Origin of the sequence: Methanosarcina sp. A14, from assembly GCF_001729375.1 — an archaeon.
Lineage (GTDB): Archaea > Halobacteriota > Methanosarcinia > Methanosarcinales > Methanosarcinaceae > Methanosarcina > Methanosarcina barkeri.
In genome coordinates, this window is sequence record NZ_LZPK01000017.1 from 1 (window position 1) to 14,364 (window position 14,364).

The window sequence follows — 14,364 nt, forward strand, 5'->3', positions numbered from 1 at the left end:
TATCGATTTTGCATTAGAAATTAGCCTTAGATTTTGGCCTATGTACATGAAATCGATACTCGGTTCCAAGTCATAATTTATAGAAATATTTGATAAATGTTGAGGAAATTGGTGCAATTTGTCACGATTTCTCGCTTAACCGAAGACGTATGGAATTGAATTAAGATAAATTTTACTTTTATTTAATAGTATCAAAAACTGAGCATGAAATTGAATCAAAATAAAGTTTTTACAAATCATGAGGGATAAGAAATGAAACAAATTCATGTAGATAACGACCAGATAGGGGGTGTTATTCAAGTTGTAATTCAATCTATGTTTTTATGTAACTTTATAACATTTGTAAATACAACGCTTACTGTATATAATCAATTCCTTAAAAATTACATTTCCTTATACACTGGAATTTTGTTAATTTGTTTTGCCTCTGCTTTATGGTGGGGAGTCTACGATATTGTTACTTTTCCTTCTATGCTCCAATATGGAAATAGGCAGGCTTGGGTTCACGAGTCCCCTATTAAAAAAGAGTTCGAGAGACTTAACCAGAAAATAGATAAGCTAAATACAGAAATTCAAAACTATCAAGAGGGGTGAAATTGAGAATTCACTATCTTACAGATATCTATTTAGGAGAGAGGAATGCAGGCACAACTCACACGCTGGAAATTGTAAAACATCTTCAGCGAGAAAACAAAGTGGACGTTATTTGCCCTACTCCTACAGATAACATAAAATTTAATTATCAGTGTGTGATCCCTACTTTTGGATTAAAAGGTATGGCAAGAATGGCTATCTTAAATTTAGGCTTCTTGTTATTATATCCCTTTTACTTACTAAAAAACCGCCCGGATGTAATCTACCAAAGATTTGACGGTTCACTGCTTCTTGCTCCATCTGTGATTTTTTCTAAACTTTTTAATGTCCGATTAGTTATGGAAGTAAACGGAAATTTAATAGATGAAATAAGGATGAAGAAGTCTCCTCCATTATATATAAAATTGGTATACCTTTCAGAGAAACTCTATTATTCGCATTCAGAAAAAATAATATGTGTAACACCCGGATTAAAAAAGTTGCTATGCGAAAGATATAATCTTTCGGAATCAAAAATAGAAGTTGTCTGCAATGGAGTAAACATAGAATTATTTAAACCAGTAAAAAACACAGCAGAAAAACAATTTATTTTATTCCAGGGATCTTTATTAAATTGGCAGGGACTAGAGAATTTAATTAATGCTGTTCCTCAAATTGTAGAAAAGTGCCCTAATATAAGCTTATTAATTGTTGGAGATGGACCAGAAAAAGATAAACTTATAACACTCACAAATTCTCTTAATGTCTCTGAACATGTAATTTTCATTCCTGCGGTCCCTCAAGAAACCCTTGTAAAACTTATTAATCTGGCAGATATATGTGTAGCTCCTTTCATAAAAGAAAGAAATGATAAGATAGGGATAAGCCCTATGAAAATTGTAGAGTACATGGCCTGTGGGAAACCAATAGTATCTTCAAGGATAAACAATCTGGATGAAATTGAAAAATTCAATGCTGGAGTTCTCATAGACCCCGAAAATCCGGAAAAACTGGCAGGAGCAATAATAAGGTTACTAGAGGCTCCCGAAGAAACAATAAAGATGGGGGAAAATGGAAGACATTTAGTGGAATGTAGGTATTCATGGAAATACATTGGTGGATCTGTGGCTATCATATTACGTTCAACTTCACAGATTGGGAGGGAATAATGAAAATAAATCACATTGGAGTAATTGCTGGAGTTCCTTCCGCTCTTAGTGATATTGATAAAAAAAGAGGGCACGAGTCTAAGGTTATCCAAACATACCCACATCCGTTCAAATTTAATCGAGATGAATTCTTTCTCATTGATGGCTTCAATTTCCATTCTGCAGTAAACTCTTGCAGGTACCTGTGTGAATGTACCAAAGCCGATAGAATTCACATCCATGAAAAAGCTCCATTAAAAGGAATAGAGATTCTTATATTCAAACTGCTAGGAAAAGAAGTCATATTTCATTATCATGGAACTGATATAAGAGGAAAAAGACAACCATTTTTACATAAATTAGCGGATAAAAAATACGTATCTACTCCCGATCTGATGAAATATGTGGATGCAGTCTGGGTTCCAAATCTTCTAAACGATAAAGAAATTCCTCCAAAAAATAGACAACGAACTGGGGAAAAAATAAAGCTGTTACATATTCCTTCCAACCCAGCAGTGAAAGGCTCAGAGTTCATAGATTCTGCAGTAAAAAGATTACAGGAAGAGGGATATGAAATAGAGTATTCAATGGTTCAGAACATCTCTCATGAAGAAGCATTAAAACTAATGTCTCAATGTGACGTATACATAGACCAGTTACTTTTGGGGACATACGGTGTCTCATCTCTTGAGTGCGCTTTTATGGGGGTGCCCGTAGTCTGTTATGTAAATCCAGAATTGTATGAAATAAAAATTCCATTCATAAACGCAGACAAAAATAGTATTTATGATACATTAAAGACTGTCTGTAATATGACTAACGAAGAACTATATAACATAGGAGAAAATGAAAAAACGTTTTATGAAAAAGTAAAAAAGCAATTTGATACCACTTATTAAGAATTATGATTTTAAAATGTTTTTCGCAAAAAATATAAAGATTTTAAAGGATTTGTATTGTTGCTGGGAGGAGAAAATTCTTATGAAAACAGTTTTTCTTTGCGATGCGGATATTTCAATCGATGTGGATATTTCAATATTACCAGCCAGTACCAAAATAGTGCATCTTTATGGTGTGTATACAACCTAACACTATATTGGGTATAAAGTAAATGTCAGACAAGAGGTAACAAGTGGAAAACGTCACTTTCAAAGTTCCCAAAGATCTAATTTTGGATATACAGATTAGATTTCACGGTAAAAGTCTTTTTCACTACAATGTGATAACTTACATTGGTTAACAGAGAAGGGAGTTTTATTCCTAAAATCAGATAATCTTTTTATCATCTGACAGCTTTCTGATATCCAGATACCCATGAGTTTTAGAACTTTCATCAACCAGTTAAAAGAAAATGGAAAACTGGTAGAAATTCTCCAACCTGTATCCCCGAGGTTTGAAGCTTCAAGAATTGCAAAAAACACAAAAGCTCCCGTTCTCTTCCATGATATCTCAGGTTCGAAGGTGATTATGAACCTCCTTGGGTCAAGGGATGAACTGTCCTCCATGCTCGGAGTTCCTAAAGAAGAGATTATAAAGAAGCTTTCGGAAGTTTCTCCTGAAGGGGAAGTGCGGCTTGTATCAGAATCTCCAACCCTTGAGGTCATAGAAGACAAAGTTGATCTGACAAAACTTCCTATCCTTACACATTTTGAAAAAGACGGAGCTCCTTATATAACAGCAGGAATTGTAGTTTCCGAGTACGGAGGCACGATTAATGCTTCAATCCACCGGCTTATGCTAGTAGGAAAAGATAAACTTGCAGCCCGCCTAGTCCCTCCAAGGCATACTTATCTCCTGCACAAAAAAGCCGCCGAAAAAGGCGAACCTCTACCTGTTGCAATTGTACTTGGCTGCGACCCAACAATTATTTACGCGACTTCGACAAGGGTTCCTGTAGGAAAAGAATTCGAATACGCAGCCGCTTTGCGTGGAGCTCCTGTTGAACTTTTTGAGTGTGCAAATGGGTTAAAAGTTCCTCATGCCGAGATTGTGCTTGAAGGTTATATCGACCCCGTAGAGAGAATTGATGAAGGACCTTTTGTTGATATAACCGGAACCTACGATGTTGTTAGAAAAGAACCTGTTATCCATATCACCCGAATTATTCATAGAAAAGACCCGATTTATCACGGAATTCTGCCAGCCGGCCCTGAGCATCTCCTGATGATGGGAGTGCCTTATGAGCCAAGGATTTACAGGGCTGTAGGAGAGGTTACTACGGTCAAAAACGTGGTGTTGACCGAGGGAGGATGCTGTTATCTCCATGCAGTCGTCCAGATTGAGAAGCAGACTGAAGGAGATGGAAAAAACGCTATCATGGCAGCCTTTGCAGCCCATACAAGCCTTAAGCATGTAGTGGTTGTGGACGAAGATATAAATATTTTTGACCCGAACGATGTCGAGTTTGCAATTGCTACCAGGGTAAAAGGCGATATTGATATTCTTATTATACCCAATGTTCGGGGAAGTTCCCTTGACCCACGAGGAGCTCCTGACGGAACAACCACAAAAGTGGGAATTGATGCTACAAAAGTGCTCGTAGAAAAGGAAAATTTTGAAAGGGCAGTAATTCCGGAATAATTCCGAAAGAATAGGTAAAAATTATTTAAAACCTCTGGCAATTAACGAGTGAATTTCAATGTATCTTACAAAAGAAGAAGAGCAAATCCTGAATGGAGACGCCGGTGAGACTCTAAGGCAGGCTATTGAAATCCTGGTGACTCTTGGAGACATTTACGGTGCAGACAGGCTTATCCCCATCAAAAGTGCTCAGATAGCAGGGGTTTCTTACAAAACTATGGGCGATGCAGGTCTTGAGTGGATTTCAGACCTGCAGGGGAAGGTTAAGGTTCCTGCGATTTTAAACCCTGCCGGGATGGACCTGCAAGACTGGGAACGGCTCAGGATCTCGCCCGAGTTTGCGGAAAAACAAAAGTTGATTGTTCAGGCATACGAAAAACTAGGAATTCGGTGTGAGTGCACATGCACGCCATATACTCTTGAGGGTTTTGATGTAGGTTATGGAGACCACCTGGCATGGAGCGAATCATCAGCTGTCTCCTATGCAAATTCCGTACTTGGGGCCAGGACGAACCGGGAAGGTGGGCCGTCAGCCCTTTCTGCAGCACTTCTTGGAAAAACCGCAAACTATGGTTTCCATCTGGATGAAAACCGTGTGCCTGAGATTTCATTTGATGTAGAGTATCCTCTTAAAGGATCGGATTACGGTGCACTAGGTTATGTAGCTGGGAACCTTGCAGGGAGCAAGGTGCCTGTTTTTCATCTAAGGAGCACTCCGGATGCGGATGAGTTAAAAGCGCTAGGAGCTGCAATGGCAGCTTCGGGAGCAGTTGCCCTTTATCACGTTGAAGAAGTCACGCCTGAGATTTGCAGGGTGAATTTTGAAGAGCCGTCAGAAAAAATAACTATTGAGAAAAGCCAGCTTGACGAGGTTTATGAGAGCCTGAAAAAAGCCTGCAAAGAGCCCGAATTGATAACCATAGGGTGTCCTCACTGCTCTGCAGCGGAACTTGAAAAAGCAGCCAAACTCCTGAGAGGAAAAACGGTTTCAAAAGAGTTCTGGATCTTTACCTCAAGGGAACTTGCAAAACGCTATCCGGAGTATGTCGGGACCATCGAAGAAAGTGGAGCTAAGGTTGTCTGTGATACCTGCATGGTAGTTTCTCCTGCTACAAACAGCTATTCCTGCGTTATGGTAAACTCAGGAAAAGCACTTGCTTACGTTCCTGGAATGTGCGGAGCTGAAGCCGTATATGGAAGTATGGAAGCCTGTGTCGAGGAAGCAGTAGGCGGAGCAGCAAAGAATGTAGCAAAGAAGGGAGGTGATTCCAATTAAACTTAAAGGCAGGAAGATTTCAAGAGGATGTGCAAAAGGAGAAGTACTGCTTTCCAGAGACCCTATTTCATTCCTTGGGAATGTAGACCCAAAAACAGGGGTCGTAATTGAAGAGAATCACGCCCTTGAAGGAAAATCAATCCAGAATAAAGTTCTTGTTTTTCCGCACGGTAAAGGCTCTACAGTTGGCTCGTATGTTATGTATCAACTGAAGAAAAATGGAGTCGCACCTGCAGCGATAATAAACCTGGAAACCGAGCCAATAGTTGCAGTTGGAGCCATTATTTCCGAAATTCCACTTGTTGATATGCTTGAGAGAAACCCTTACGAAGTATTAAATAATGGAGACTTTGTTCTGGTTAACGGAAGTAAAGGATACATTGAACTTCTCAAACAGGAAACCATTAAAACTGAAAACGAGTAAAACTGAAAAATAACTAGCAAACAAAAAATGGTTATTTAAGTCCTGAAAGCTGTACGGGTAAAGCTGAACGGATAAAATTGAACTAATAAAATTGAACTAATAAAATTGAACTAATAAAATTGAACTAATAAAATTGAACTGATAAAATTGAACTAATAAAATTGAACTGATAAAATTGAACTAATAAAATTAATGGATAAAGCCCAAAAATTAAGTTTTAAGATGGGAAATAGGAACTTCAAAATGAACCCGGAAAACCATAAGAAAGGCAAAGACAAATTCAATGCCGAGGAAACGGTCTCACGTTTATATCCTTACATATTCAGGGTATTCGACGTTTATGAGGTCCAGAATTCCGGGGAAGCTCTTTACTTCTATGGAACCCCTAGAACCAATACCGAAAATGTTACAGGAGAACTATGGGAACCTTTACAGCATTTTGGGTTCGGATGTACGTTGAAGTATGAGCTTGGAGAATATGTACTGCTGGTTTTTCCTGAAAAGAAGGCAAAGGAAAAGAACTGGATAAACCTTGTTCTTTTCATAGCAACCTTTTTTACAACCATGGTTTGCGGAGCCTGGATGTCAGGAGCAGACCTCGAAATCGATCCCTCCCAGCTTATCCGAGGCTTACCATTTACCCTTGCGATAATGACAGTTCTTGGTTCCCATGAGATGGCTCACTATGTAATGGCCAGATACCATGGGATGAAGGCATCTCTTCCGTATTTCATTCCTTTTCCGACTTTTATTGGCACTATGGGAGCACTAATCCGCTACAGAGGGCCTGTACCCAGTCGAAAAGCGCTTTTTGATGTGGGAGTTGCAGGACCACTGGTAGGCCTTTTCATGTCAGTTGCAGTGACGGTAATAGGACTTAACCTTAAAGCACCTGCAGTAAACCCCCTGTCGGATTCCATGATGCTTGGTCTTGGCCTTCCTCCCCTTTTCGTGTTTATCCAGAACCTTGTTGGAGTTACAGGAGAAAACCTTCATCCCGTAGCCTTTGCAGGCTGGGTAGGAATGTTCGTGACCCTGCTCAATCTCCTTCCTGCGGGGCAACTTGACGGTGGGCACATCCTAAGGGCTATGCTGGGTAAGAAAGCGGAAAAGGTTTCATTTATGATGCCGCGTGTCCTGTTTCTGATAGGGCTTTATGTAATTTACTGGATGAAGGAAGACGGATTTATATGGATTTCCTGGGCCCTTTTCCTCTGGATTTTTGCTGCGATAGGGCATCCGTCTCCCCTGCACGATAAAGTCGAACTGGACAAAAAACGCATCTTGTTAGGGATCATTACCTTTATCCTGGGCTTACTCTGCTTTACTCTGATACCTTTTAAGCCAATTTCCTGAAAGAGTCTGGATTTCTAAAAAACGGAGGAGAAAAATAATGAATGTGCACTTCCGGTACAGCAAGAAAAACTCTTACAGCTTTGCAGTACTTTCGCCTTTACTGCCTGAAGCTGGTTTTGTAGACAGACCTGTAGATGGGATCATGATCTACAGTTTTACAACGCGTCAGGCAGCAAAGGTATTTATGGAAGTGAAAAATGCAGGTACGGATTCAATTTTTATTGCCGGAGGACCTCATCCATCCGGCGCTCCGGAAGAGACACTCGAATACTTCGATTATGTTGTGATAGGAGAAGGGGAGGAAACCCTTCCGGAACTTGTGAAAACAATTCAGGGAAGGGAAGACCCTCAAAAAGTACCTGGCATTGCATACAGGGATGCAGAAACAGGCAAGGTTGGCAGAACTCCAAAAAGGCCGTATGCAAATCTTGATTCCTATCCCTGCTTTGACCCTCATAAACTCCGGGCTCCTATTGAAATTAGCAGGGGATGTCCCTGGGGCTGTAAATACTGCCAGACTCCCAGGCTTTTCGGAAGAGAAGTCAGGCACAGAAGCGTAGATTCCATTGTGAAAAATGCGGGGTACTATAATGACCTTCGCTTTATAGCCTCCAATGCCTTTGGTTACGGTAGTGATGGAATTCATCCCAGGTTTGATAAAGTGGAAAAATTGCTTTCTGCACTTTATAAAATACCTGATAAGAAAATCTTTTTTGGGACTTTTCCTTCGGAAGTGCGTCCTGAATTCGTAACCAATGAATCGGTTGAGCTCGTGAGAAAATACTGCGCAAACGATAGTCTTAGCCTTGGGGCTCAGTCCGGCAGTGATCGAATTCTAAAGGAAATCCACAGAGGACATACGGTTGGAGACAGCATTTCAGCAGTTGAGTGCTGTCTGGAACATGAAATTATTCCCACTGTTGATTTCATTTTTGGCCTTCCCACTGAAACTGAAGAGGACCAGGAAAAAAGCCTCGACCTTGTCCGCTGGATCTGCAAGAAAGGAGGCACTGTAAGGGCCCATTATCTTACTCCCCTGCCGGGAACTCCATATGCATCGGCTGTCCCCTCAGAAGTAAGTGATCTGGTAAGAAGAGAGCTTGGAAAACTTGCCTTTGGGGGCAAACTTACAGGATACTGGGAAAAACACCGGAAATTTGATAAAAAGTAAAATTAGAGAGATAAGGTTGGAGGCCGATATATGGATTCTGGTATCGGCTTTGAAACCAAATCTCATTGTTCTGGATTCTATAAATTCCCTGAGACGTTAAGCACAATTTATTTATTTATTTACACTTATTTATATATTTAGGCTCTTCATTATTCTCTATGGATGAGATAATTTTCAATTCAATACCACATTGGTTTTTATGAGGACATTATGGGATATCCACAAACAACGAAGAGCCTTTATTTTGGAAATTTACGCACATGTTATCTAATCTGATCCTGTTACTATCTTTTCCTATCAACTCCATAACCTGAATTCGAGTTTTATTCCAGAGTTTCAGTTCACAGTTTATTTTTGGAATAGGTTCTATTTGTTCTCATTTTGACTGCATATTCACTTTTTAAATTTATTTGTTGGTCTTTTATTTGTTGGTCTTTTATTTGTTGGTCTTGCACTTTCGATTGATCTTGTACTACCGGCTGTTCCTTTAATCAAACTAATACTTAGAATTTTTACTGCATTCTCAGTTTAGAATGTATACGCTTTGAGCTTAGGAGGCTCTTATACTGACATACTTATATAAAAGAGGACCTTTTATTTTTAGTCCTATATATAATAAAGTAATTAATGTATTTATAATTTATTGTTACTAATTTAAAATTAAAACATACTAATTAATTAAAATATTCATTTAAGTTCTGCAACCTTCCCGGGAAAAACTTAATCAAAGGCTCAAAGCGGTTTAAGTCTTTTAAAAAAGGTTTGATCAAAAACCTAGCAACTTTATGGTCGGGGTGATCATCTGGTGCAACGGTTGCATTTGAGCTTGAGAACCTTATTCCTAAACTCTATAGGCGTGATCAACCTGCGCAACGGTTGTGGCACAACCCTTTTGAAAAAAGGCTTGATCGAAAACTCCAGTAACAAGATGGTCGGGGTGATCAATCGACACAGCGGTTGTGGCGCAACTCTTCTAAAAAAAGATTTGCTCACAAGCCTTTTGAAAAAAAAGCTTGAGCAAAAACTTCAAGAGAGGTTAAGGACTTATTTGGGAGTTGAAGCCTTTTCTGCTCTTATGACCATTTGTAGGCCTTCCTGCATGAGTTCTTCGGCTCGTTCTTGTTTCTCTGCTTCGGCAAAGATTCGGAAAATCGGTTCCGTGCCTGAGGGCCGGATAAGGACCCAGCCATCTTTGTACCAGATTTTGACCCCATCAATGGTGTCCATCTTAAGCCCGAGGCCTGAAGCTTCATATTTTACTTTTTCCATTGTAGCTTGTGTGTTTACGGAGGGGACTTTGGTTTTTGCGTTGAAGTACTGAGGTACACTCTTTGCAAGCTCGGAAAGCTTTTTCCCACCAGCCAGGATTTCAAGGATTTTGGCACAGGCCATTGCCCCATCCCTGCAATACTGATGCTTGGGGAAAATAAGGCCTCCATTGCCCTCGCCTCCGAATACTGCATTTACTTCCATCATCTTTCGAGCGACGTTGATGGAGCCAACTGCTGTCCAGTAAAGCTCGACACCTTCTTCTTTTGCTACGTCGGCCATCCGCTGTGAGGAGCTAACAGGAGTTACTATAGGCCCTTTTTCGCGTTCGAGCATATATTTTGCCATCATGGCAAGCAGAACCTCTTCATTTAAGAATTCACCATTTTCGTCCATAAAGACTATCCTATCCGCATCTCCATCGTGAGCTGCTCCTAGATCGGCTCCAGTAATTTTTACAAGTTTGGAGAGCTCGGTTAAAGCATCAGGTATTGGTTCGGGATTTCGCCAGGGGAAAGTCCCATCGGGTTGAGCTCCAAGAGTCAGCACATTGCAGCCCAGTTCTCTAAGCAGGAAGGGAAGAGTAAGTGAACCTGCTCCGGAACCTGTATCAATGACTACTTTGAGTTTGCGGCTGCGAATCTTTTCGGCATCTACTGCGTTAATAATATTTCTGATATAATAGTCATTGACTCCTGGATCGACCCTGAAACTACCGGTCTTCTCCCAGGATACAATGGAATATTTTCCAGAGGAGTAAATTTTTTCGATATCTCTTTCTCCATCCCTGGGAAACTCCGTACCATCTCCGGCAATTAACTTGATTCCATTATATTGTCTTGGGTTGTGAGACGCAGTAATAACGATCCCCGCATCGGCGTGATCACGCACATAGTACTGAATAGAAGGAGTAGGAAGCGTTCCCACGTCAATTACATTCAGACCTGTTGAAAGAGCCCCGGCAATTGCGGCAGACTTCAGCATCTGGCCTGAAATCCGGGTATCACAGCCTATAGCAACCGTGCCTTTTGAACCCATATATGTACCAAGGCTTCTGGCTAAATTGACTGCCAACTCTGGAATTATATATTCATTGGCGATACCACGTACACCATTAGTTCCGAATAATGCCATGTAAGATCTCCATCTTTGTAATTTGAATGAAAATTCTGCCGTTCGGGCAAATCTGTTCTTTAATTTGAATTATTATAACAAATAAATCTCTAATATAAAACAAAGCTCTGGTAATGAAAACATTACAACGATTTCAAGATACCGCTTTTTTGAGAAGATTCTCAAACTTAAAAATAGTGTCCGTTAAGTAAAACCATTAATCCCCTCTGTCGGCTGTTTCAAGTTGCCTGATTATAGGACTGGAAAATACATATATCTTATTAGCTAAAAACCAATTAATAATGACCAATGAAAAGATAGAACTGATAAAGGAAGCCATAAAAGCCAGAGAAAGTGCTGTCATTGCATTTTCAGGAGGAGTAGACAGTGCGACTCTTGCAGCCCTTGCTTTTGAGGTACTTGGGAAAAAGGCTCTTGCCGTAACCATAAATTCCCCACTTTTTCCAAAGAAACAACTTGAAACAGCTGTCGAGACAGCCTGCGAGATAGGAATTGAGCACAAAATACTCTCTTTCTCTCAATTGAGTCTTCCTTATTTTTCCGCAAATAGAATAAACAGGTGTTATTTCTGTAAAAAGGCTCTGCTTGAAACCTTGCTCGATTTCTCGGAGAAAGCGGGATATAATGCTGTACTTGAGGGCACTAATTACTCTGAAATACACGGGGAAAACCGTCCGGGATACAGGGCGGTCCAAGAAGCCGGAGAAAAGATTTTTTCTCCTTTCCTGGAATTTAACGTGACAAAAGAAGAAATAAGGGAAGTCGCTTCCAAACTTTCTCTTTCGGCAGCTAACAGACCGTCTGCATCCTGTCTTGCCACCCGCATTCCCTATGGGAAGCCAATAACGGCAGAGGCTCTTCAAAAAATCGAAAAAGCCGAAGAATTTCTTTTTTCCCTGGGTTTTACTCAGTTCAGAGTCAGGATGCACGAAAATCTCGCCCGGATAGAAGTTATTCAGAATGAGCTGAAAGATGCTTTGCTGAAAAGAGAGAAAATTTCACGGCGTTTGAAATCCCTGGGATTTGACTACGTAACCCTCGATCTTGAGGGCTTTCGGAGCGGGAGCATGGACGAACCTTATACCTTAAAAAACTTGACTAACAGATGAAGACAGTCTGACCTTATACTTTGAAAAAAACCTGCTTACCAGATGAAGACAGTCTGACTACCAAAAAACAACTAAGAAAAACAAGGGAAATTATGAGAGAAATCCATATCCGAAAAGCCAGAAAATCTGACCTGCTGGCAATTCAGAGGTTACTGTCAACTTACTTTCTTGACATGGAAGAACTTGAACTGGAAAATTTCGTGCTGGCTGAGATCAATGAAAAAATTACAGGATGCGCTGCCCTTATAAAATCCGAATCCTACGGTAAAGATTTTCTGGAAATTCATTCTATTGCAGTCCATCCGAACTTCCGTGGAAAAGGGATTGGAACCAGGCTTGTTAAGCACCTTCTAACAACTATTGGAGACCAGTACTGCGACTTGTATGTCAGGACAACTGCCCCTATCTTTTTTGAAAAACTAAATTTTACAAAAATAGATAATACTGAAAAGTTATCCTTTTGGAAAGATTGCGAAAATTGTGAGCATTTTGATAAGTGCACGCAGCATGCAATGAAATATTCTTGCAAGTATTGAATTTCCAGCTCAATTATTAAGTCTTCATTCCTAAATATTGACCTGTATCTCGATGTAAATTATTTAGTGTCTTTTCATTCTGAAAATCGAGAAAACAGGAGTCTTTTTTCCATGTTTTAGTTTTTGATTAATCGTTCCTCCATTAGTCGAATTTCTATCTAGTTTTTACGATTTTATTTTCTATGATCTACGAAGGAATGAAAAAGATTTCAATAATATTTTATATAGGGCTATCATTTTCTTTAATCTAACAACTATTGGAAATAATGGGTAGTTTAAGTGAAGTAACTTTTGATGTTTTCCGGGTTGCTTAGCAATGGTAGCCAGTTGCAAGCAGGATCAATGCTTAGTTTACCAATGCTCTATTTCGCCAACTCCTAGGAATAATAAGCACTAAAAGAAATGGAAAAGGGGAAGAAAAAGTGAAAAAGAAGGAAAAAGCGTACTCAATAGCTTTAGTTTCAATATTTATAATTTTATTTTTGATTTTTGTTTCATCTCCGGCATCGGCATTCACACATATAATAGGTAATAACACCACATTGAGCACCACACCGGAGGTCAGCAGTGGAGCAGGCGATCCCTCAGATGATCAGATTCCATCCGATGAGTTATCTACCGAAGAAACCGATACAGCCACGGAATCGATACAACCTGCTGAGCTCAAGATCACTGAAAAGCGTATTACCACTAATAACTTTGAGCAGTCTGACCCTGTTATTTATGGTAACAAAATCTTGTGGTATGATGAGCGCAATGGAAATGGGGATATCTATATGTACGATTTTTCTACTAAAAAAGAAACTCAGATATCTATTATTGATGCAGAAGGGACATTTGCTCCTGCAATCTACGGTGACAAGATTGTCTGCATGGGTTATCGCGGTGAACCCTATGAAGGTTACGACATTTATACGTACGATATTTCCACTAAAAAGGAAAAAAGGATAACTGACGACTCAGCAGTTTTCTCTGCTCCTGCAATATACGGGGACAGAATAGTGTGGGAAGATAATCGCCAATATGGATCCACTGGAATGGACGATATCTACATGTACAACTTATCTACTTCCAAGGAAACCCGGATCACTAATAGCGGATCTGCAAACTATCCTGCTATCTACGATAACAGGATAGTATGGGTAGACTCTCGCAATGGATATACTGATGTCTACATGTACGATATATCTACTAAAAAGGAAACTCAAATTACTAACAATGAATCAAAGAAGATGTATTCTGTTATCTGCAGTGACAGAATAGCGTGGATGGATAATCGTAATGGAAGCTGGGATATCTACATGTATGATCTTTCCACTAAAAAGGAAACTCCGATCACAAATCATGAAACTACCTGTTATCCTGAAATCTATGGTGACAGAATAGTGTGGTCTGATGTTCGCAATGGAAACTGGGATATCTATGTGTACGATTTAGCCACTCACCAAGAAAGTCACACTACTGATAAATCCGATCAGTACGATCCAGAGATCTATGGTGACAGGATAGTATGGACAGATATGCGCAATGGAAATCGCGACATTTACATGGGTACCCTTTCGAAAAGCTCTCCAGTTGCTGCATTTTCTGCAGCTCCAACTACAGGAAAAGCACCACTGAAGGTTAAGTTTACTGACACAAGCACAAGGACACCTACTAAATGGATATGGGACTTTGGAGACGGATCAAAGTCATTCCACCAGAATCCAACTCACAAGTATTCAAAAGCAGGAGTATATACTGTTAGCTTAACAGCAAAGAATGCTGCAGGTAGTAACACGGTAACAA

The 14,364-nt window shown here is 39.9% G+C and carries 12 protein-coding genes; 11 read left to right on the top strand and 1 reads right to left on the bottom strand.

Going from position 1 to position 14,364, the window contains the following annotated elements:
* Window positions 1–252: 252 nt before the first annotated feature.
* The 8 genes from A9239_RS00945 (at window position 253) to A9239_RS00985 (ending at window position 8,528) form a co-directional block, all read left to right on the top strand.
* On the top strand, window positions 253–594 hold the full coding sequence (locus A9239_RS00945; RefSeq protein WP_048154269.1) for a hypothetical protein: 342 nt from the start codon (window positions 253–255) through the stop codon (window positions 592–594).
* Between the two features lie 2 nt (window positions 595–596).
* Window positions 597–1,742 carry a glycosyltransferase family 4 protein gene (locus A9239_RS00950; RefSeq protein WP_052712651.1) on the top strand — a complete coding sequence of 382 codons (1,146 nt, stop codon included), beginning with the start codon at window positions 597–599 and terminating at the stop codon, window positions 1,740–1,742.
* Window positions 1,742–2,620 (top strand): glycosyltransferase, encoded by an 879-nt coding sequence (locus A9239_RS00955; protein ID WP_048154266.1) that lies wholly within the window; start codon window positions 1,742–1,744, stop codon window positions 2,618–2,620. Before A9239_RS00950 ends, A9239_RS00955 begins: the two co-directional genes overlap by 1 nt.
* Before the next feature lie 415 nt (window positions 2,621–3,035).
* The gene (locus A9239_RS00965; RefSeq protein ID WP_048120331.1) at window positions 3,036–4,301 is read left to right on the top strand and encodes a UbiD family decarboxylase; all 1,266 of its coding nucleotides are present in this window, start codon (window positions 3,036–3,038) and stop codon (window positions 4,299–4,301) included.
* Window positions 4,302–4,359: 58 nt separating this feature from the next.
* Window positions 4,360–5,577 carry an aconitase X gene (locus A9239_RS00970; RefSeq protein ID WP_048154264.1) on the top strand — a complete coding sequence of 406 codons (1,218 nt, stop codon included), beginning with the start codon at window positions 4,360–4,362 and terminating at the stop codon, window positions 5,575–5,577.
* On the top strand, window positions 5,564–6,001 hold the full coding sequence (locus tag A9239_RS00975; RefSeq protein WP_048120335.1) for a DUF126 domain-containing protein: 438 nt from the start codon (window positions 5,564–5,566) through the stop codon (window positions 5,999–6,001). Before A9239_RS00970 ends, A9239_RS00975 begins: the two co-directional genes overlap by 14 nt.
* 243 nt (window positions 6,002–6,244) lie before the next feature.
* Complete coding sequence (locus A9239_RS00980) at window positions 6,245–7,357, top strand: site-2 protease family protein (protein WP_048120337.1); 1,113 nt, start codon at window positions 6,245–6,247, stop codon at window positions 7,355–7,357.
* A gap of 37 nt (window positions 7,358–7,394) precedes the next feature.
* Complete coding sequence (locus A9239_RS00985) at window positions 7,395–8,528, top strand: TIGR04013 family B12-binding domain/radical SAM domain-containing protein (RefSeq protein ID WP_048120338.1); 1,134 nt, start codon at window positions 7,395–7,397, stop codon at window positions 8,526–8,528.
* 1,044 nt (window positions 8,529–9,572) lie between these two features.
* On the opposite strand, the gene glmM is transcribed toward A9239_RS00985, so the two are convergent.
* A complete protein-coding gene (glmM, locus tag A9239_RS00990; RefSeq protein ID WP_048120340.1) occupies window positions 9,573–10,931 on the bottom strand; it encodes a phosphoglucosamine mutase in 1,359 nt (452 codons plus the stop codon).
* Window positions 10,932–11,212: 281 nt separating this feature from the next.
* Here glmM and larE point away from each other — a divergent pair, with 281 nt between their 5' ends.
* The 3 genes from larE to A9239_RS01005 all read left to right on the top strand — a co-directional run.
* Window positions 11,213–12,040: an ATP-dependent sacrificial sulfur transferase LarE gene (gene larE / locus A9239_RS00995; RefSeq protein WP_048154261.1), complete on the top strand. Its 828-nt coding sequence runs from the start codon at window positions 11,213–11,215 to the stop codon at window positions 12,038–12,040.
* 92 nt (window positions 12,041–12,132) lie between these two features.
* Window positions 12,133–12,576 carry a GNAT family N-acetyltransferase gene (locus tag A9239_RS01000; protein ID WP_048123295.1) on the top strand — a complete coding sequence of 148 codons (444 nt, stop codon included), beginning with the start codon at window positions 12,133–12,135 and terminating at the stop codon, window positions 12,574–12,576.
* 422 nt (window positions 12,577–12,998) lie between these two features.
* Window positions 12,999–14,364 (top strand): PKD domain-containing protein (locus A9239_RS01005; RefSeq protein ID WP_141706325.1); only part of this gene is annotated, 1,366 nt, incomplete at its 3' end.